The sequence below is a fragment of the Pedobacter jeongneungensis genome, assembly GCF_039538295.1.
Taxonomy (GTDB): Bacteria; Bacteroidota; Bacteroidia; order Sphingobacteriales; family Sphingobacteriaceae; genus Pedobacter; species Pedobacter jeongneungensis.
Genome location: NZ_BAABBY010000003.1, coordinates 1 through 22,375, shown reverse-complemented (window position 1 = coordinate 22,375; position 22,375 = coordinate 1). Strand labels below are relative to the sequence as shown.

Annotated in this window: 14 protein-coding genes and 1 rRNA gene; 12 read left to right on the top strand and 3 right to left on the bottom strand. The window is 40.3% G+C overall.

All coding sequences use genetic code 11. From position 1 onward, the window contains the following. The first annotated feature begins 27 nt into the window (after positions 1 to 27). The 8 genes from ABD769_RS06150 to ABD769_RS06115 all read left to right on the top strand — a co-directional run bounded on the left by ABD769_RS06150 (position 28) and on the right by ABD769_RS06115 (position 11,805). The gene (locus ABD769_RS06150) at positions 28 to 3,138 is read left to right on the top strand and encodes a SusC/RagA family TonB-linked outer membrane protein (RefSeq protein ID WP_344850306.1); all 3,111 of its coding nucleotides are present in this window, start codon (positions 28 to 30) and stop codon (positions 3,136 to 3,138) included. Positions 3,139 to 3,149: 11 nt separating this feature from the next. Beyond that, a complete protein-coding gene (locus ABD769_RS06145; RefSeq protein ID WP_344850304.1) occupies positions 3,150 to 4,790 on the top strand; it encodes a SusD/RagB family nutrient-binding outer membrane lipoprotein in 1,641 nt (546 codons plus the stop codon). 228 nt (positions 4,791 to 5,018) lie between these two features. Next, on the top strand, positions 5,019 to 5,984 hold the full coding sequence (locus tag ABD769_RS06140; RefSeq protein WP_344850302.1) for an endo-beta-N-acetylglucosaminidase H: 966 nt from the start codon (positions 5,019 to 5,021) through the stop codon (positions 5,982 to 5,984). Positions 5,985 to 6,340: 356 nt separating this feature from the next. Then, complete coding sequence (locus ABD769_RS06135; protein WP_344850300.1) at positions 6,341 to 8,218, top strand: HU domain-containing protein; 1,878 nt, start codon at positions 6,341 to 6,343, stop codon at positions 8,216 to 8,218. Next, complete coding sequence (locus ABD769_RS06130; protein WP_344850298.1) at positions 8,218 to 8,922, top strand: MotA/TolQ/ExbB proton channel family protein; 705 nt, start codon at positions 8,218 to 8,220, stop codon at positions 8,920 to 8,922. The genes ABD769_RS06135 and ABD769_RS06130 overlap by 1 nt, the downstream gene beginning before the upstream one ends. Beyond that, positions 8,922 to 9,323: an ExbD/TolR family protein gene (locus tag ABD769_RS06125; RefSeq protein ID WP_025144642.1), complete on the top strand. Its 402-nt coding sequence runs from the start codon at positions 8,922 to 8,924 to the stop codon at positions 9,321 to 9,323. The genes ABD769_RS06130 and ABD769_RS06125 overlap by 1 nt, the downstream gene beginning before the upstream one ends. After that, entirely contained in the window at positions 9,323 to 10,162 is an 840-nt protein-coding gene (locus ABD769_RS06120; RefSeq protein ID WP_344850296.1) for an energy transducer TonB, read from the top strand. The genes ABD769_RS06125 and ABD769_RS06120 overlap by 1 nt, the downstream gene beginning before the upstream one ends. Positions 10,163 to 10,515: 353 nt before the next feature. Further along, positions 10,516 to 11,805, top strand: coding sequence for a bifunctional folylpolyglutamate synthase/dihydrofolate synthase (locus tag ABD769_RS06115; protein WP_344850295.1), 1,290 nt, complete (start codon positions 10,516 to 10,518; stop codon positions 11,803 to 11,805). 42 nt (positions 11,806 to 11,847) lie between these two features. On the opposite strand, the gene ABD769_RS06110 is transcribed toward ABD769_RS06115, so the two are convergent. Then, positions 11,848 to 13,506, bottom strand: a complete 1,659-nt coding sequence (locus ABD769_RS06110) for a DUF3472 domain-containing protein (protein ID WP_344850293.1) — start codon at positions 13,504 to 13,506, stop codon at positions 11,848 to 11,850. Between the two features lie 355 nt (positions 13,507 to 13,861). Here ABD769_RS06110 and pafA point away from each other — a divergent pair, with 355 nt between their 5' ends. From pafA to ABD769_RS06090, 4 genes are all read left to right on the top strand, one after another. After that, positions 13,862 to 15,520, top strand: a complete 1,659-nt coding sequence (pafA, locus tag ABD769_RS06105) for an alkaline phosphatase PafA (RefSeq protein ID WP_344850292.1) — start codon at positions 13,862 to 13,864, stop codon at positions 15,518 to 15,520. A 237-nt stretch (positions 15,521 to 15,757) separates the two neighbouring features. Beyond that, positions 15,758 to 16,126 carry a VOC family protein gene (locus tag ABD769_RS06100; RefSeq protein WP_344850291.1) on the top strand — a complete coding sequence of 123 codons (369 nt, stop codon included), beginning with the start codon at positions 15,758 to 15,760 and terminating at the stop codon, positions 16,124 to 16,126. Between the two features lie 130 nt (positions 16,127 to 16,256). Next, positions 16,257 to 19,649, top strand: a complete 3,393-nt coding sequence (locus ABD769_RS06095) for a methylmalonyl-CoA mutase family protein (protein WP_344850289.1) — start codon at positions 16,257 to 16,259, stop codon at positions 19,647 to 19,649. Then, a complete protein-coding gene (locus tag ABD769_RS06090; protein ID WP_344850287.1) occupies positions 19,650 to 20,573 on the top strand; it encodes an MBL fold metallo-hydrolase in 924 nt (307 codons plus the stop codon). It abuts the gene before it with no gap. Positions 20,574 to 20,810: 237 nt separating this feature from the next. On the opposite strand, the gene ABD769_RS06085 is transcribed toward ABD769_RS06090, so the two are convergent. Beyond that, complete coding sequence (locus ABD769_RS06085; RefSeq protein WP_025144634.1) at positions 20,811 to 21,791, bottom strand: acyl-ACP desaturase; 981 nt, start codon at positions 21,789 to 21,791, stop codon at positions 20,811 to 20,813. A 505-nt stretch (positions 21,792 to 22,296) separates the two neighbouring features. After that, positions 22,297 to 22,375 (bottom strand): 5S ribosomal RNA (gene rrf, locus ABD769_RS24995); the annotation flags it as partial.

Here is a 22,375-nt window from a genome sequence, read left to right as displayed (position 1 = left end):
ACTTATTCAAAATTATTCATAATGAATATGAAAAAATCTCTACAGCTCACATGCTTATTGCTTTATGCTTCAGCAGGTCTGTATGCAGCTACTCCAGCAGATCATTTTAACCGGGCAGTTTCATTCCATTCCGTTTATCAGGATGCGATTAAAGGAACTGTAAAAGACGAAACGGGTAACCCGGTTCCAGGTGTTACCATTACGATAAAAGGTGCGCAGGGCGGAACTCAAACCAATACTTCAGGACAATATAGCATTGCGGCTAAAACCGGCGATGTTTTGGTATTCTCTTTTATCGGTTACCAAAGCAAGGAAGTTACAGTAGGCACCCAAAGCACACTTGATGTTACATTAACTCCGGACTCAAAAAACCTCGAAACTGTAGTCGTTACGGCATTGGGTATTAAACGTTCAGAAAAGTCGTTAACCTACACAACACAACAGGTATCGGGCGAAGAGCTAAATAAAGTTAAAAGTCCCAACCTTGTAAATTCGTTGAATGGTAAAGTTGCCGGGATGACGATTAGTCCAAGTTCTTCGGGAGTTGGTGGTTCGGCCAAAGTAATTTTAAGGGGTAGCCGTTCGGTAAGCGGCAATAACCAGCCTTTATATGTAATTGATGGGGTTCCAATCAGCAATAATGGTAATGCCAATGCACAACAGAACAGTGTTTTTGGCGGTGGCCAGGATGGTGGTGATGGAATATCGAACTTAAACCCTGATGATATTGAAAGCTTAACCGTATTAGAAGGTGCTTCTGCCGCTGCACTATACGGTAGCCAGGCACAGAACGGGGTAATCTTGATCACGACTAAACAAGGTAAAGCCGGTAAAACACAAATCGGTTTTTCATCGAGTTTAACTTTTGATAAAATTGCTTACAAACCCGAATTCCAGAACAGTTATGGTCCTGCATCTGCAACAACCAGAGACAGCTGGGGAGGTGCTATCAGCAACACGACTGATAACCTCGATCAGTTTTTCCAAACCGGAACAAATGCAACCAATTCGATCAATTTTTCAGGTGGATCGGAAATTGCCCAAACTTATTTTTCTTATGCCAATACATATGCAAGCGGCATACAGGAAGGAAATAAGTTAAACAGGCATAACATTAACCTGCGCGAAACAGCCAAGTTTTTAAACAACAAATTAACGGTTGATGGAAATGTAAGTTACATTAACCAGCGGATAAACAATAGTCCGTCAATTGGATTGTACAACAACCCCCTGGTTGGATTATATCTTTTTCCAAGGGGAGTTGATATCACACCTTACAAAGACAACTACCTGCTTGCTGGTAATGTGGGTACCGCCCGCCAGAACTGGCTAGGTGGCTCTGCTGATGTTAGTCAGAATCCATGGTTTTTAACCAACCTTAACCCAAATACAGCCATCAGAAACCGCTATTTATTCAGTGGAAATGTGAAATATGAATTTACGCCGTGGTTAAATCTTCAGGTAAGGGGAAATATAGACCGTACGACTGATGATTTTGAAAACAGACGTTATTCGGGTATAAACGGAAACTTTAACTCAAACGGAAGAGGATATCTTTCTCAGAATACCCAAACCTTTATTCAGAAATATGCCGATGCGATTTTAAATGTTACGGTGCCATTAAAAGGATCAGACTTTAAGATTAACGGATTAATTGGTAGTAGCATCAATGATCAGAAAACCACAGGATTATCTTTAGCCGGCGATTTGAGTGCTGTTGATTTATTTACCCCAAACAATACCATTGTGGCCAATGCAGGTACTTATACTTCAGATGTATTGAACACCACTAAAGCAAGTGATGCTTACCACAGCCAATTACAGGCGGTATTTGCAAATGCGAACTTATCCTATAAAGATTGGGCATTTTTAACATTAACAGGTAGAAACGACTGGTCTTCGAACCTGGCATTTACACCGAACATTTCCTATTTCTATCCATCAGTAGGGTTATCATTTATTGTATCGCAAATGGTTAAATTGCCAGAGGCAATTACCTATGCCAAAATTAGAGGTACTTATGCCGAAGTGGGTAACACAGTGCCGGCTTATTTAACTTTTATCCAGAATACTTTAGGTAACGGTGGTGCACTTACCATCAACACCAACAGGGCATTTGCTGAGTTAAAACCAGAAAGAACAAAATCGTTCGAGATTGGTACTGATATGCGTTTTCTGGCCAACCGTTTAAATTTTAGCTTTACTTATTACAAAACGAACACCAAAAACCAATATATTCCGGTTAAACCAGCACCGTCAGGACTTGTGGCAACAGGCTACTTAAATGCAGGTGATGTTCAGAATCAGGGTTTACAGTTTACATTAGGCGCTGATGTATTAAAAGGCGACGGCCTTAACTGGAACACAGCCATCAACGGATCGATGAACAGAAATAAAATCATTGATGTTGCTGCTTCGCAAGGTTTAAATTCGATCGATTTAACAGGTGGTGGTAACAATGCTTATATTTCGCGTATTGCCACAGGCGGATCATATGGTGATATTTACGGTTATACCTTACAGAGAGATGCAAATGGCCGCATCATTTTAAATGGTGATGGAACAGCTACAAATCCTTATTTTCCGGTTAAAAGTGCAGATTATAGTTTAATTGCGAATGCAAATCCTAAATTTCAGCTGGGCTGGAACAACAGTTTCAATTATAAAGATTTCAGCTTAAGCTTTTTAGTAGATGGTAAGTTTGGAGGCAAGGTGCTTTCACTTACTGAAGCATTGATGGATCAGGCTGGTGCTTCTAAAGCATCAGGTGATGCAAGGGCACAGGGTGGTGTTAAAATTGACGGTGTTGATGCCAGCGGAAAAGCAGTTTCGGCTACCATTAACCCACAAAGCTATTATTCTTTCTTAGGTGATAGAAATGGTGTAACCGGCGAATATGTGTATAGTGCTACAGTTGTGCGTTTGCGCGAAGCTTCAATTGGTTATAATTTACCTTTAAAAGGAACATTTAAAAGCATGCGCCTTTCGTTAATTGGTAGAAACCTATTCTATTTCTACAAAAAAGCACCTTATGATCCGGAGGTTACCATGTCTACCGGTAATGGTTTATCTGGTATAGATGTTTTTAACCAGCCGGTTACCAGAAGTTTTGGTTTTAACCTTAATGTTTTATTTTAATACGAACAAACATGAAATCGATATATCATTCATCTCAACATAAAATTAAAGGTTTGTCTTTAGTTTTACTTTTAGCCGCTGCCGGCTTAAACCAGGGCTGTAAAAAGAATTTTGAAAGTTTTAACACCAACGATAATTTACCTACAACCGAGCAGAGTTTAGCTTTATTAAAATCAGCAATCGGCCCAATCCAACAGAATATTTTTTCTAATTACCAAATTGCACAGAATTTAAGTTCAGATGCTTTTAGCGGGTACATGATGTCGCCAAACAATTTTGGTGGCGGTATCAACAATATGAATTATTCGCTTAACAACGGCTGGAACGAAACTGGCTTTAACGATCAGTACACCAATGTAATGGCGCCAATTTCTAAGATAGCCATATCACCTTTAAAAGCAACTGCACCAGAATCGTGGGGTATTTCACTTTTAGTACAGGTGATTGCGATGAATAGGGTAACTGACAAATTTGGTCCGATTCCTTATACGCAGGCAGGTAAATCATTGATTTCGCAAGCTTATGATGACCAAAAAACGGTTTATACCGAATTTTTTAAACAGATTGATACAGCAGCAAATAATCTGCAGACTTTTATGGCAGCAAATCCTGGCAAAAAAGCTTATTTCGATACCGGCGATCTGGTTTATGGAGGAGACGTTGCGAAATGGCTTAAATTAGCCAATTCGTTACGCTTGCGTTTAGCCATGCGCATTGTTAAAGTTGATCCGGCTACGGCTAAACTTCAGGCAGAAAAAGCAATGGCTGCAACAGGAGGCTTAATGACCACACCAGGTGATAATGCGGCAGTTGCACAGTCGGGCAACAGAAACAACGACCTTTGGAATGTAACCGTAAATTATGATGGTGATAACGCTATGGGTGCAGCGCTACAATCTTACCTGGTTGGTTATAAAGATCCGCGTTTATCGATATATTGCACCCCAGCCACTGATCCCTTGTTTGCAGGAAAGTTTGTAGGAATCAGATCGGGAGCTAATACTTCTTTTAATGGTTTAGCCAAAGCAGGTTACAAAACCTATTCGAGTTTAAATTCGTCTATTCCTGACAACTCAAGGTCACCTATCGGACAAAAAGCCCCACAGATCCTGATGACGGCTGCAGAAGTTTGGTTTTTAAAAGCTGAAGCAGCTCTACGTGGCTGGACAGGTGCAGGAGATGCACAGACCAATTATGAAACAGGTATAACTACTTCAATGCAACAATGGAACGCAACTATTGGTAGTTATTTGGCTGATGCAACAAGCAAGCCAACTGCTTATGTAGATCCGAAAAACCCGGCAAACAACGCAGACGCAGTAAGTACCATTACCGTTAAATGGGATGGAGCTGCTTCTAACGAAGTAAAATTAGAGCGCATTATTACCCAGAAATGGTTAGCCATTTTTCCTGACGGAGCTGAGGCATGGGCCGACTTCCGCAGAACAGGTTATCCAAAACTGTTTACTGTAGCCAATAACAATAGCGGTGGCACAATCAATACCCAGTTACAGATCCGCAGATTGCCATATCCAACAGCAGAATACGGCAACGGAAACAAAGATGAGGTACGTAAAGCAGTAACCTTGCTTGGAGGACCAGATAACGGCGGCACCAGATTATGGTGGGACGTAAACAAAGCAAATTTTTAACACACAAATACCTGGGTAGGATGACGAAAGTTATCCTACCTTTTTTATAAAAACCAATTTCTAACCAAAATTTTAAACCTATGAGAAACCTAACCGTTTTCGGTATGCTACCGTTAACAGCTCCCCTCTTTTTTATTGGTAAATAACTTCAAGATCATTTTATATAAAATCTGTTTGTAGCGATTGCAAGCCTAATACCAATTTCTAACCAATTTAAATCAAAAAATTATGACAACTACCAAATTGTTAACATGCAAAAACGCCGCCTTATCTGTGGCTTTATTTTTAACCTTGGCCATCAGCGGCTGTAAGAAAAAAGACATTGCACAAGATGAAACCTTAACCGGTCCTGCTAAAAAAGAAGCGACTAACTCTACTTCAGCCATTGGAGTAACTGGTCCAAAGGGTGTATGTTATGTAGAAGTGAACGGTGCTGATATCCGGAACGTCGGGAAATATAAACTTTCTTCAGGAGAACAATTATTCGACATTGCAATCATTTTCGCTGCCAATATCAATTACAATACTTCAACCCAAAAAGCCGAACTCGGTTTTAACACCAATGTTTCGAACATTCTGAACAACAAAACCACCTACATTAAACCTTTACAAGATAAAGGAATAAAGGTTTTGCTTTCCATTTTGGGCAATCACCAGGGTGCTGGTTTCTGTAATTTCACCTCGCAGGCCTCTGCCCAGGCATTTGCACAGCAATTGGCAAATGCGGTTAACACTTATGGCCTTGATGGTATCGATTTCGATGATGAATATGCCGAATATGGTAACAACGGCACCGGACAACCAAATGCCAGCTCATTTGTGTACCTCGTAACGGCATTAAGGCAACTATTACCAAGTAAAATTATTTCGTTTTATTTTTATGGCCCGGCGGCTTCAAGATTATCTTATAATGGCGTAACTGTTGGTTCTAAAGTAAATTATAGCTGGAATGCCATTTATGGTACTTATTCTGTGCCAAATGTTGCAGGCCTGGCCAAAGCAAACCTGGGTCCTGCAGCTGTTGATATACAGGCAACAAGTTCATCTACAGCAGCATCTCTGGCTACACAAACCGTTAACAATGGTTATGGAGTTTACCTGTATTATAATTTACCAAATTCGGATGTACACACTTATCTGTCGAGTATATCAAGTAAATTATACGGCGGTAAAACCACTACCTACACGCCTTAACTGATAAAATAATTATCACGGGCACACAATAAATTTCCAATCGCTGCAAACATTTTTGAGTAGGACGACGAGAGTTGTTCTACTTTTTTTTAGCCAAAATTCCGACATCAGAACATCGTATCTCGATATTATATCGATTTAGCCATTTGCTTACTAACATACCATTTCTATCTTTGTAACCGTTATCTTTGCACGGATACAGGTTTAGGTTAAACAACCATGATTTTTTCAGGTTCAAAATAACAACACTGTATTCGTTTTTGTCCCCTTTTTGGAGTAGGATGTATAAATACACCCGCAGACACTATTTGAAGGTAGAATATAATTTTTAATTTTAAACGCTTAATTTTACCCGAATGGATATCTTATCATACCTTTTAGAACTCTTGCAGCAACGCAAAGAAGTTGGTATTACCGGCTTGGGCACCTTTTATAAAAAGAAATACCCGGGAAGATACGATAAGGAAAAACAAACGTTTTTACCTCCGGGATATACGCTTCAGTTTTCCAGCGATTTAAGCGAAGAAAAGGCTTTGGCAGATTTTATTGCCGCTAAAAGGAATATCTCTAACGAGAGCGCCAATTATTACATTACGCAGTTTGTTGAAGAGATAAATCAAAAACTGGAGCTAAACCACGAAATCGAATTAGAAAATACCGGCCGTTTATTTTTTACCGAGCAAGGACTGGATTTCGAACCAATAAAGAATATCAATTATGGTTCTGAATTTTATGGGTTGCCTTCTTTACCAGAAACTTCAACTGCAGAGGTAAAACCCGATTCGCAAAAAGATGAGGAAGAAGTGTACGATGAAATTGCCGAGGCACCGGTTGTACCATCTCCGTTCGAAAATAAATCATACCACCATCCTGTAATCGAAAATGTAGAGTTGGATGAAGTTAAAGACGATCTTAAAAACACTTTACAACATTCTGAAAACCCTGTAGAAGAAGTTACCGAAGCGCCTGAATTTATTAAGGAACAGCATGAAGAACACCCAAACCGTTTTGGCCATACACCAGAATCGGAGGTAGATAATGTGGCTGCCGAACACCAGACGGCTGAAACTGATCAAACTGATGAAACAAACCCGGTAGAAGGTTCAATTGCAGCAACCAGTACAGCTGAAGAACCAAAAGAGATAGAAGTTCCCGAATCTATACTGGCACAGCATGAAGAACACCCGAACCGCTTTGGCCATACGCCGGAAACAGAGGTTGAAAATATTGTAGCAGAACATCATGCGGCAGAAACTATAATACCTGTTGAAGAAGAAGCTGAATTAGAACAAAATGCAGCAGAAACGGAAGAAACGCAGGTAGTTGATGAACCTGCTGCAGTTGAAGTTCCGGAGTCGGTAGTGGCACAGCATGAAGAAAATCCTAACCGTTTTGGGCACACACAAGAGGCCGAAAATAATTCTGCCGGATCTATCGAAACAGTAATTCCTGAGTCGGTTTCTACACCAAAACAAGAATATTCGAGCCGTTTTTCGCTCAGACCGGAAACCGAAGAGCCAAAAACATACCTTCATTTAGAAGATGAAACCAAACCGGAAGAACCGGTAATTGAAGCGCCGGAATTTATTAAGGAGCAGCATGCTGAACACCCTAACCGTTTTGGTCACGATCCGATTATACACGATCAGGAACCGCCACAGGGCATGTCTACCTGGTTAAAAGTAACCATCATCATTTTAATTTTAGTGATTATTGCAGCCATTACTTATCTGGTTAAGCCTGAGCTTTTTAACGGAAAAACCGAAGTAGCAAAAACAGCACCTGTGGTTATCGATTCTCCAAAAACAGCCGTTGATTCAGCTAAAATAAAACAGGATTCGATCGCTAAAACTGATAGCATTTTAAAAGCTAATCAGGTTCAGAAAAAAGCCGACACGGTTAAAAAGGCAGTTGTTAAAACAGCCGAAAAACCAGTAGCTGCCGTACCTGCTGAAAAACCAAAAGAAGATAAAATTGTACCAAACACCGGTCCTTCTACGTTTTATGTTATTGCAGCATCATTCCAGTCAGAAAAAAAAGCGCTTGTATTTGTTAAGCAAATGGAAAAAATCGGTTTAAAAGCAGAAATTGCCAGCGTGCCGGGCCGCTTAAAAAAGGTAAGTATAGCGAGCTTTCCATCTGAACAGGAAGCACTGAAACAAAAAAATATTTTACAGGAAAAACTTAAAGGCAAAGGGTATTTCGTACAACAAAAACACAACACACAACCATAATGATAAATTTATTAATTCAGGACACCACACAAGCATTACAAGACACCGCAAATGCGGTTAACCAGGCAGTAACACAGCCACAGGAACAATTACATTTTATCGATCTTCTTTTTAAAGGCGGTTGGGTAATGATCCCGTTAACCTTCCTTGCTTTTTTAGCCTTGATTATTTTTGTTGAACGTTACTTAACCATCAAAAAGGCCACTAAAGACGAAGCCAACCTTATGGTGCAGATCAGGTCTTACATTCAGTCGGGTAATTTAGACGGCGCCATGTCATTGCTGAGAAACAATAACTCTCCCCTTTCGCGCATGCTGCAAAAAGGTTTAAAACGCATTGGCCGTCCCATTAAAGATATTGAAGGTGCCATTGAAAATGTAGGCAAACTCGAAGTTTCTAAATTAGAGAAAAACATCAGTATATTGGGTATTGTTGCCGGTATTGCACCAATGCTAGGTTTCGTAGGTACCATTGTGGGGGTAATTACCATCTTCCACCAGGTATCCATTAAGGGTGCTATTGAAATTGGTACCATTTCTGGCGGTTTATATACCAAAATGATTACTTCGGCAACCGGATTAATTATCGGTATCATCGCTTACGTACTGTACCACATTTTAAACATCATGGTGGAGAAAATCATCCTTAAAATGGAAACCGATGCAATTGATTTTATTGATTTACTAGAAGAACCAGGCAAATAATGAATTTACGCAAAAGAACAAAAGGATCGGTAGAAGTACATACTTCAGCGTTGAACGATATTATGTTCTTCCTGATGCTGTTCTTCTTACTGGCCTCGGCTGTAGTAAATCCTACTGTAGTTAAATTATTATTGCCGCAATCATCCAGCGGACAACAATCGACCGCCAAAAAAGCCGTTACCGTTACCATAGACGAAAACCTGAAATATTTCGTTGAAAAGAAACCGGTTAGCATTGAAGAATTAGAGCCTACATTGGCCTCATACCAGAAACTGGCACCCGATATGACCATTTTGTTATATGTATCACGTAATGTAACCTATCAGGATGGATTTGTGGTAAACGATATTGCCAATAAATTAAAATTGAAACTTGTTGTAGCCGTTGAGCCTAAAAAATAATGAACTACAAAGCACAAAACGTACCTAACGGGGAAAATAATTATCCTAAAGCCATTGCTATTGCAAGCGGTATTATGGGCTTTTTGTTGTTGATCAGCTTTTTTATTGTGATTGGTTCATTCCAGCCACCTGAAGAAGTGGGTATGGGCGGTATGGTGGTAAATTACGGAACTTCGGCTGAAGGTATGGGCGACGATTATACCAGTATTGAAGAACCCTCAGCAGATCCGGATGCAAACGGGAAACCACCAGAAAAAGTAACACCCGAGGAAAAAGTTACCCCAACCACTTCTACCGAAAGTAGCGATAAAGAAGTGCAGACACAAAATACTGAAGATGCCATTGCGGTTAATACCAAGCCTACAAAACCAACCAAAACGGCACCCACTCCGGTAACTGAAGATAAGCCTGCCAAACCGGTGATTAACCAGAATGCGCTTTACAAAGGCAAGAAAAACACCGGCCAGGGCCAGGGTGATGGAACCGGAAATACACCAGGAAACCAGGGTGATAAAGACGGCGATCCGTTAGCATCCAATTATGGTGAAGGTGGCTCTGGAAATGGCAATGTACAATTATCATTAGCCAGCAGAAAGTTTATCGATATTCCAAGAATTCAGGATGATGGACAAAGCGCAGGTAAAATTGCCGTTCAGATCCGAGTGGATAAGAATGGAAAAGTTGTTCAGGCCCGTGCTGGTGCAAAAGGAACTACCTTATCTGATCTAGCGCTCTGGCGAAAATGCGAACAGGCGGTATTAGGCTCCAGTTTAAACAAACTCGAATCTGCCCCCGATGTACAAACCGGGATCGTTATGTTCAACTTTAAAGTGAAATAAAATTTTAAGATATTATATAAACCAAGGTCTGTGTTTTCACAGACCTTTTTTGTTCAACATAATATTCACCACGCAGTGATTTATTTCCTCACAAACCACCTCATATACTTCCAAAATTCACCAACCCCGCTTATCCCGCCGTGGTCTGTGTCCTCACAGATCAACTCATATACTTCCGAAGTTCCCGCGTCGTGGTCTGTGTCCTCACAGAACACCGCATATATATGTCCCTGTCTAAGTTCAGTTAAAGACTTCCGAAGTTCCGCCACCCCACATGCAATTTCAAAACTTCGGAAGACGAGCCCAATCCCATTTGAACTTCAAACGCCAATCGCTTATATTTGGCTCCTATTATGAACTACCAACAAACGCTTGATTTTTTATACAGTAAACTCCCGATGTTTACCCGCGTTGGCGCGTCTGCTTTTAAAAAGGATTTAACCAATACCATTATTCTTTGTGAGGCTTTAGATAATCCACAGGATAAATTTAAAAGCATCCATGTAGCCGGTACTAATGGAAAAGGATCAACTTCGCACATGTTGGCTTCCGTGCTACAGTCGCAGGGCTATAAAACAGGCTTATATACGTCTCCACACTTAAAAGATTTCCGCGAGCGCATCCGCATCAACGGGAAAATGATCAGCAAAACTGAAGTCGTATCGTTCGTAAAAGACCAGCAAAAACTGATCGAAAAAACGGAGCCTTCTTTTTTCGAGGTTACCGTGGCCATGGCATTCGATCATTTTGCTAAACACGAGGTAGATGTGGCTGTAATCGAAGTAGGTTTAGGCGGAAGGTTAGATTCAACCAACATCATTACCCCGCAAATATCGGTCATTACCAACATCAGCCTCGACCATATGAACATGCTGGGCAATACCCTGGCAGAAATTGCAGGCGAAAAGGCAGGTATCATTAAAAAAAATATCCCTGTGGTTATTGGCGAAACGCAGCAAGAATCGGCACCGGTGTTTATTAAAAAAGCAAAAGCTGAGGATGCGCCTATCATTTTTGCCGACGCCGTATTAACTGCCCAGGATTTTAAAATCAAAAACAGTAAACTTTCCCTAAACGTTTATAAGGCAGGAAATATTAAATACAAAGATCTTCAAAGTGATCTTACCGGCATTTATCAGCACAAAAATATTTTAACCGTTCTTGAAACCTTAGCGGTACTGAATGAGAAAACTGAAATTAAAACTGATAAAGATGCAATTTATAAAGGCATCAGTCTGGTTAAAAAACAAACCGGTTTACAGGGGCGTTGGCAAACCCTGAGAAAAAACCCACTTGTCATCTGTGATACCGGCCATAATGAAGCAGGCATTACCGAAGTAATTAAAAATATTGCGCAAACCCCTTATCAAAAACTGCACATTGTTTTCGGGATGGTAAATGACAAGGATATTTCGAAAGTTTTATCCTTAATGCCTAAAAATGCCACTTACTATTTTTGTAAACCAGATTTAGAACGCGGTTTAAAAGCCGATGAACTTAAAAAACAGGCGGCAGCTTATCATTTACACGGAAAAAGCTATGCATCAGTAGCCGAGGCCAAAGAAAAGGCCATTCAATCTGCGGATCCAAAAGATTTGGTTTTTATTGGTGGAAGTACATTTGTGGTAGCCGAAGCGATATAAGCAAAGGAGATCAAATAAATCATCTCCTTTGCTTATATTAAACTACTGTGCTTCCAGTAGCCATTGCTGGTTTGATGATCCGGAAGTACCATTCATACTATACTGAACAATCTTAGTACCACTGCTTGTACCACTACCCGGATTGTCAAGAACATAGTGATTCGAAAGATTACTTTGAATTACATATTTATTGGCGCCAACAGGAATTAAATTCCATTTTTGATTTGCCCCATTTGTAACGGTGTACTGAATGATATTACCATTTAATGCCTGTATCCCTCCTGAAATGTCCAATGCTTTGGTGCTGTTGGCATTAACAACAACATAACTTGTCCCCTGCGTATTAAATTGCCACTTCTGGCCATTTCCGGTAGCATTGGTACTTTGAACTAAAAAGGCACTATTAGCTGTGCTGTTATTCTCTATGGCGAGGTAAAGTCCGCTTGATGCATTTTTTATTTTATACCAGGTATTTGCTGAAATGCCATTCGTAACCGGCACTGTTAATGGTGTTGAATTCTGGTTAAAAATATCAGTAATGGTAATTCTGACTGAATAACTGCCTGTTCCTAAGGTGCTGGAAATGGTTACAGATCTTTCTTGAGGCAATACCTCATTTACCGTACTAACTACTCCACCTGATGAATTTAGTAATTCTATTTTTGAAGAAAGTTGCGGACTTTTCAGCTGATTATTTACCCAGTTTACGGTAACCGTATTACCACTGGCAATAGCTGTTGCAGATTGTACTTCTCCAATGGTTAAGGTAGGTGCAGTGCCCTGGTTGCTTTGTGCCGGAAGGCTTAATGTGCGTCCAGTGCTAAAACCGGCACCAGGTTGCGTATTTCCTCCATGTTCCATAAAATAAGCATCTTCGGCAGTATCATAACCTGAATTAAAAGCCCTGTCGTAAATCCCGTTTCTACCTTCATCTCCTGCATTGGCACTAAAACTTCTGCTGGTATGTTTTTCCCATGTATTGCTTGTATTTAAGTTCCAGCAATCCTTAAAAAATGCCTTTCTAACATATCTTCCATCATAATCAGGATTGCTTCCAACCCAGTTTTCTAAAAAGGCATCGTTACCCGAACCCAGAAAGGTAGTCCGCTCAGGAATAGCCAATGTACTGGTATGAAACCAGACACCGTTCGATTGATTTTGAATAAAAGTGCCTATATATAATTTCCCGTCACGTTTCCATGCCCTTAAGGCTATATTGTACCAGGTGTTGAGTGCCCATTGGTATGGATTGATTGTTTTATATCCATCACCTTCTCCTCCAAATCTGCTGCTAATGGTTTGTGGGCCCGTATAAGCCACTTCAGAATAGATTCCGCCAGCAGTGTTCGGATCCCATAATGAAGAAATAAGGATATTTGGCGTTCCAAAAGAATTATCAGGCGTTTGCTGTAAGCCTGCATAGCCACCCGAATAATTATGTACAGAAAAATATTCGGCATTGGCAGATTGTGTAATTTTTATCTTATGTATTTTGGCAATAGCATCAGACGGAAAAGAAAAATAGAGATGTTCTGATGGAGCAGCGTTTTCTCCGCTGACAAGAGCTGTATTTACCGAACTCATTTTGGGGATTGATAATTGGGGATTTTCAGCAATAATGTTTTTTTGACAAGACATCAGTGAAAATAACAGCATCATCCAAGCCGTTAACGACCAGGGAAAAAAAGTAAATGGTTTCATATTTTTTTAGATTAGGTTGAGAATGTATTTGGTAATTAAAGCTACTCATAAAAATATGCTGATATTATTTTTTGTCTACACAAACGATTGACTGCGCTTTTTGACCTGAAATAATTATTTTAACAGCTTAAAAATGAGATACCTAATCCGAACTTGATGATTTCTGTGCCTCAAAATCAAAGTATTAAACCAATTACCCGCTTTTTGACTTGTATCAATAAGGCAAACGTTTGCGCGTAATTAATACTACATATCCGGTTAGCCTGTCAATATTGCAATAGTTTCTAAATCTTTACATAAACTTCAAAATATCTTCACTTAAAAGTTATTACTTTAGCCCTTTAACTAAAACACAATGAAGAAAATATCCTGTCTAATCTTTACCATTTCTATTTTTTCGATTTCGCTTTCCTCAGCCCAAACTAAAAAACCTGCTACAGCAACTGCTAAAGCATTCCCCGCCGAAGTTGCCCGCCCTAAATTGGTGGTTGGCTTAGTGGTCGACCAAATGCGCTGGGATTATCTATACCGTTACTATAACCGCTATACCAACGGTGGTTTTAAAAGATTGATTAACGAAGGTTTTTCTGTAGAAAACACATTTATTCCTTATACACCAACTTATACAGCCTGCGGCCATACTTGTATTTATACCGGTTCAGTTCCGGCGGTTCATGGCATTATCGGTAACGACTGGTATGATCCAGAAACTAAAAAGAATGTTTACTGTACCGAAGATTCCTCAGTATCAACTGTTGGCAGTACCCCTTCATCCGAAGGCAATATGTCGCCGAAAAATATGTTAACCACTACCATTACTGATGAGTTAAGGTTAGCCACCAATTTCAGGGGAAAAGTAATCGGTATTTCATTAAAAGACAGGGGTTCCATCTTGCCTGCCGGTCATGCGGCAAATGCGGCATACTGGTACCAGGGTAGCACCGGAAACTGGATAACCAGTACCTATTACATGAAAGAAGTACCTACCTGGATTGCTGATTACAATAAATTAAAACTGGCGAATAAGTTTTACGCAAAAAACTGGGAAACTTTATATCCGATTAATACCTATGTAAACAGTACAGCTGATGAGAAAGCTTACGAGGGTAAATCGAGTACATTTCCTCACCAGTTAACACAAAACGTTGATAAAAATTTCGATGCCATCAGAAGTACACCTTATGGCAACACCATCACTTTGGATCTGGCCAAATTAGCCATCTTATCAGAAGATTTAGGTCAGGATAACATTACCGATTTCTTAGCGGTAAGCTGTTCATCTACCGATTATGTTGGTCATGCCTACGGTCCGAATTCTATTGAAGCAGAAGATACCTATTTGCGTTTAGATAAAGATTTTGAAGAGTTTTTTAACTACCTGGATAAAAAAGTAGGTAAAGGCAATTACACCGTATTTTTAACGGCCGATCATGGTGCTGCACATGTACCTGGCTTTATGCAGGAGAATAAATTACCTTCAGGTGTAGTAAGCGACCGTGATGTTGCAAGCAAGTTAAACACTTACCTAAATGATAAATTTAAGGTGAATAATGTGGTTTTAAGATCTCAAAACAACCAGATCATTTTCGATCATGACAAAACCGATAAAGGCGATGTAAGTTTCGATGTAATTAAAGCAGCATCAGTTGAATTCCTGAAAAAATTAGATGGTTTCCAAAATGCGGTTGACATTGCTAAAATATCGCAATCTACACTTCAGGAAATACAGAAAAAAATGATTACCAATGGATACAATGCACGAAGAAGTGGCGATATCTATTACGTTTTACAGCCCAACTGGTTCAACGGGGGTAGCACGGGTACCACACATGGAAACTGGAATCCCTACGATTCGCATATTCCATTGGTTTTTATGGGTTGGGGAATTAAACCCGGTGCAACAAACAAAATGCATTATATGACAGATATTGCACCAACACTGGCCGCACTGCTGCATATCCAAACTCCGAACGGAACCGTCGGAGAACCGATTACAGAAATCACCAATAAATAATTTAATAAAACTATGCCCACCAGCATAGTTTTTTTGTTTTATAGTCATCTCGACCGGAACGCAGTGGAGCGCCCGCCTGCTTCGGGCAGGGAGAGATCTATCTCAAGATAGATTTTGCTTTGCAGAGCCTTCGGGTTCTCGACTACGTTTCACTCCGCTCAAAATGACGTGCTAAGGTAACCCCACTAGAAATGATGTCTACTTGTTAAAATTCCATATTTTCTCTTATTTTAGATCATGTCAACATACACCGCTACCAAACTCACGCCCATGCTGGAATCGCATGATATGCAAGCAACCCTAACCTTTTATTCTGAAATATTAAACTTCACCTGCGTAGCAAAATCTGACGATCTTAGCTGGTTAACCCTCAGCAAAGATGGCATAGAAATGATGTTCTGCGCTCCTAACCAGCACCGCAACATTCCAAAACCGATCATGAGCGGTTCTCTCTACATCAATACAAATGAAGTTGCTGCGCTTTGGGAAAATTTAAAAGATCAATGTGATATCTGTTATCCCCTGGAAGATTTTGACTATGGCATGAGGGAGTTTGCCATTTATGATAATAACGGTTATTTACTACAATTCGGACAGGATTTATAACTGAACCAAAAGCCATAACGGTATAGGGTATTCGCGCGTTAAGCAGCATATTTTAGTACATTTGCATACCAAATATATTTGGAAACAAGGATTGGTAATTTGAGCATGCCGGTCTTTTAAATCCCATAGTATGCAACAAGTAGAAATCTATAAGCCTAAAAATAAAATCCGTTTTGTAACCGCTGCCTCCCTTTTTGATGGACACGACGCAACCATTAACATCATGCGCCGAATCCTCCAGTCTTCAGGTGCAGAAGTGATTCATCTTGGCCATAACAGATCTGTAGATGAAGTGGTAAACTGCGCCATTCAGGAAGATGTTCAGGGTATTGCCATGACGTCCTATCAGGGCGGACATATCGAATATTTTAAGTACATGTACGATCTTTTGCAGGAAAAGGGTTCTGGTCATATTAAAATATTTGCAGGTGGTGGCGGTGTGATTTTACCTTCAGAAATTGAAGAACTTCAGGCCTATGGAATTTCCAAGATCTACTCTCCTGATGATGGCCGTAAAATGGGTTTACAGGGCATGATTAACGACATGCTCATCCAAACCGATTTCGTTACCAAAACCCATATCACCAACGAGCTCGAAACCATCCCGACGAAAGATATTAAAGCCATTGCCGGAGCCATTACCGTTGCAGAAAATGACCCCGAAGGTGCCCAGAAATTTGTCGACGAATTAAAAAAACTCTCCAAAAATAACACGGCGCCTATTTTGGGAATCACGGGAACAGGTGGTGCCGGAAAGTCATCTCTTGTAGATGAACTGGTACGTCGTTTTTTGGTAGAAGTGAAAGATAAAACCCTGGCCATTATCTCTGTCGATCCTTCAAAAAGAAAAACAGGTGGCGCTTTACTCGGCGACCGTATCCGGATGAATGCCATCAATAATCCACGGGTGTATATGCGCTCTTTAGCCACCCGTCAGGCAAACCTGGCTTTATCGAAAAACGTACAGGAAAGCATCGATATCTGTAAAGCAGCTGGTTACGATTTAATTATCGTAGAAACCTCAGGGATTGGCCAATCAGATACTGAAATAACCGAACACTGTGATGTTTCCTTATATGTAATGACGCCAGAGTTTGGAGCAGCTACACAACTTGAAAAAATCGACATGTTAGATTTTGCCGATCTCGTGGCCATCAATAAATTTGATAAACGCGGTGCTTTAGATGCCCTGCGTGATGTACGCAAGCAATACAAACGCAACCATAATATTTTCGATGCCAAAGACGATGAAATTCCGGTTTATGGCACCATGGCATCGCAGTTTAACGATCCGGGCATGAATAACCTGTTCGTGGCCTTAATGGACCAGATTAAATTAAAAACCGGAACCGACTTTAAGGCCAAAATGGAATTAACTTCCGATCAATCCGAAAAAATATACATCATTCCACCCGATCGCATCCGTTACCTAGCAGAAATTGCCGAAGCGAGCCAGATGTATAACGAATGGGTAGATAAACAGGCAACCACTGCCCGGAGAATGTATCAACTCAAAGGTGTAATTGATCTGTTAAGTGAGGCAAATTTACCTGACAAATCAAAAGTCTCCCCAGCAGGGGGAGATTTAGAGGGGGTTTATGCTTTCTTCGAAGAACAATTGGATGGTGAATGCAAACGCCTGCTCCGCCAATGGCCCGAAACCAAAAGGGCTTATAAAGAAGAATTTTTCATTTATAAAGTACGCGATAAAGAGATAAAACAACCCTTATTCTACGAATCACTTTCCAAACTGAATATCCCTAAAGTATCTTTACCGAGATACGAAGATTGGGGCGATATTTTAAGGTGGTTGCTAACCGAAAACCTTCCCGGCGAATTCCCCTATGCAGCTGGTGTTTTTCCACTAAAAAGAGATGGCGAAGACCCAACACGGATGTTTGCAGGTGAAGGTGGCCCCGAACGGACTAATAAACGTTTTCACTATGTTTCTTTAGGTCAGCCGGCGCACCGTTTATCTACCGCCTTTGATTCTGTTACCTTGTATGGCGAAGATCCGCACGTAAGACCTGATATTTATGGGAAAATTGGTAATTCAGGGGTGAGTATTGCCACTTTGGACGATGCCAAAAAACTATACTCCGGGTTTGATCTTTGTTCGTCATCAACTTCTGTATCCATGACCATTAACGGCCCGGCGCCCATGTTACTGGGCTTTTTCATGAATGCAGCAATCGATCAGCAGTGTGAAAAATACATCATCGAAAATGATTTAACCAAAGAAGTTGAGGCTAAAATTGTTGCCATCTATAAAGCTAAAAAAAAAATACCGCGACCAACTTATAACGGAACTTTGCCTGAAGGAAACAATGGCTTAGGCTTAATGCTTTTAGGCGTAACCGGCGATCAGGTTTTACCTGCCGATATTTATGCGCAAATCAGGGCTAAAGCCATCAGCTCAGTTCGTGGAACCGTTCAGGCCGATATTTTAAAAGAAGATCAGGCGCAGAATACCTGTATATTTTCTACTGAATTTGCCTTGCGGATGATGGGCGATATCCAGAAATATTTCATTGACGAAAAAGTACGGAACTTCTATTCGGTATCCATTTCGGGCTATCATATTGCCGAAGCAGGTGCCAACCCCATTTCGCAACTTGCTTTTACCCTGAGTAACGGTTTTACTTTCGTAGAGTATTATTTAAGCCGGGGCATGCACATTGATGATTTTGCGCCAAACCTGTCTTTCTTTTTCTCCAACGGGATTGATCCTGAATATGCCGTTATTGGTCGCGTAGCCAGAAGAATCTGGGCCAAGGCGATCAAGAATAAATATAAAGGAAACGATCGCTCACAAAAGCTTAAATACCATATCCAAACTTCTGGCCGCTCATTACATGCCCAGGAAATTGATTTTAACGATATCCGTACTACTTTACAGGCACTTTATGCCATATACGATAACTGCAATTCGCTGCACACCAACGCTTACGATGAAGCCATTACCACACCAACTGAAGAATCGGTAAGAAGAGCCATGGCCATCCAGTTGATTATTAACAGAGAGTTAGGCCTCGCCAAAAACGAAAATCCGTTACAAGGTGCATTTATCATCGAAGAACTAACCGATCTGGTTGAGGATGCCGTTCTTGCTGAATTTAAACGCATCAACGATCGTGGCGGCGTTTTAGGTGCGATGGAAACCATGTACCAGCGAGGAAAAATCCAGGAAGAAAGTTTGTATTATGAAACTTTAAAACATACCGGCGAATATCCGATTGTAGGCGTTAATACATTTTTAAACAAAAATGGCTCCCCTACCATTGTTCCCGGCGAAGTAATTCGGGCCACAGAAGAGGAAAAACAGTATCAGATTTCGGCACTGCAAAAATTCCAGGACCGTAACGCAGATCGTTCGGCAGATTTGTTAAAACAATTGCAAAAATCAGCCATTGCAGGTGATAACATTTTTGAACAGCTGATGGAAATCTGCAAAATCTGCTCCTTAGGTCAGATTAGCAAAGCACTTTATGAAGTAGGCGGTCAATATAGAAGAAACATGTAAATGAGAGCAATAGTATTATTTTTCATGCTCAGTTTTTCATTCAAAACCTGGGCGCAGGAAGCACCAAAGTCATCTTTTATTCTGGTATTGGGCGTTGCACAAGATGGCGGTTACCCACATATGGGCTGTCAGAAAAACTGTTGTAAAATGGCATGGAAAGATGAAAAATTAAGAAAAAATGTCGTTTCACTCGCATTAGTAGATCCACAAACAAAAAAATGGTGGTTGTTTGAGGCTACACCAGATATAAAACAACAGCTACAGGATTTTAGAAAGAGTACAAACGAAGCTTATCCCTATTTACCTGAGGGTATTTTCATTACCCACGCCCATATCGGCCACTATACCGGATTAATGGAATTTGGAAGAGAAGTAATGTCTACAAATGGTTTAAAGGTTTATGTACTGCCTAAATTAAAATCATTTATCGAACAGAACGGTCCCTGGAGCCAGTTGGTAAAACTCAATAATATTAACCTGATTACCTTAAAAGCTGATCAGTCTATAAACATCGCTGATAATAAAATAACAGCTTTTACTGTTCCGCATAGAGATGAATTTTCGGAGACTGCTGGTTTTAAAATCGAAACACCAACCAAGAAGTATCTATTTATTCCTGACATAGATAAGTGGAGCAAGTGGAATAAAAACATCATTGATGAGGTAAAAAAAGTCGATGTAGCGATGATAGATGCTACTTTTTACAGCAATAACGAACTTGGAAACAGGCCAATTGCCGAAGTTCCACACCCACTCGTAACCGAAACGGAAGAATTGTTCAGCAAAGAAGCCCGCAACATTAAAAGTAAGATCTTTCTGATCCATTTTAACCATACCAATCCTATGCTTTGGGATCCAACCACCCAAAAACAGGTTTTGAAAAATGGATTTAACTTCGCAAAACAAGGAGATGTTTATTATTAAATAGAGATCATCTTTTATTCAAAAAAAATGAAATGGCGATAGTAAGTCGCAAGAAGTCGTCATTTCGAGCGGAGTGCAGCGCAGACGAGAACCCAAGGCTCTGCGAAGCAAAATCTATCGAGATAGATCTCTCTCCCAAACATTCGGGACTTCGCTTCAGTCGAGATGACGACGATACGCAACGCACAAAAAAGCCCCGATGTAAAATCGGGGCTTCCATATATCTGTTAAATGCTATTATCCGGCAATCCAGCTAAATTTATAATCTATTGTTGGGTTTTTCATTCTTTCGGCAACACGTAATAAACGCGAAGGTAAAGCCATAATATAATCACGGGCTTTTTCACCAGCCTCATTTAAATCACGCATTCCCTCAATTTTCCAGTCAACAATTAACTGTTGCATAATTTCAACATAGTCAATTGCGGTGTAAACACCCAAACGTTGTGCAGCATCCGTAAAATGGCCAAAGGTTTGACCGATTTTTAAACCTACCTCACGTAAAAAATGTGCTGGCATAACAATTTTCTGGCGCATCATATCTTCAAAAGCCAGCATCGCTTCATTAGGATCAACCTCGAAAATACGGTTCATAAAATCTTTATATGCTTTTGCATGTCTCGCTTCATCCGATGCAATTACACCACACATTCTGGACAATAAAGTATCGCCGTCTTTTTTTGCTAAAGAGGCTACCCTTCTGTGCGAAATATTGGTTGCCATCTCCTGGAAAGAAGTATAGATAAAGTTACGGTAAGGATCATGACCAGTTCCGATATCGAAACCATCAGCAATAAGGTATTGCGTAGAAATTTCCATTTGGCGCATATCAACACGACCAGACAGGTATAAATATTTATTTAACAAATCACCGTGACGGTTTTCCTCTGCAGTCCAGTGCCTGTTCCACTTCATCCAGCCGCCATCTTCTTTCATGCTCGGTCCCTGCACCATGGCTAACCACGATTCGTATGTAGGTAAAGCTTCTTCTGTAATGGTATCTCCGATTAATACCGCTACCAGGTCATAAGAAAGATCCTTTGCATTATCCCTTAGAATTCTGATATCTTGATAAAATGTATCGCTAGTAGAATCAGGAAGGAAATCAGACGGTTGCCAGTTAGTATCGATTGGTTTAAGATAGGTATCCATCATCTCCAGCATATACTTTTCTATATGCACCATTACTTCCCTTCTTTTATCTGCAAAAAAACTCATTATTTTTGTTTATATATTGTTAACAACAAAGATAACCAAATATTGTGGCAAACCTTATGATATTAACATATTTAGCGCTAAATCAGTTTTAAAAGTGACCTAAATTATTAACATTGGCTTAAATTGGTTTATGCGTAGTTTAAAGATTATGCAAAGCGGCTTTAGATCATCAAATATTGATATTTTTTTGGAGCGCAGGTTTCTGTGCATTTAGGTTGGGTTCCGTCCTGCTGTACGCTTAATCCTTTTGGGGAAATCATTCTAACATAAGCAATCATCTTTGCCCAAAAGGGATATCGCTTCCATCAGGGCTATATAACCAGGGATAGAGGTGATGGAAGATGTAAAATGGAAGATAGATAATGGAACAGCCACTGCGGCGATCAGCGCTATCTGCGGGAACAACCCTTAACTTCTCTCAACTCTTTAATGCTAAAAAGTCATTTACAAACCCCTGTAAACGAAGAAAACCCTTTAACGTTTCTGTTAAAGGGTTTCTTTTAAGATTTGGCACCGACCTACTCTCCCACGTGTTACCGCAGTACCATCGGCTCTGGTGGGCTTAACTTCTCTGTTCGGAATGG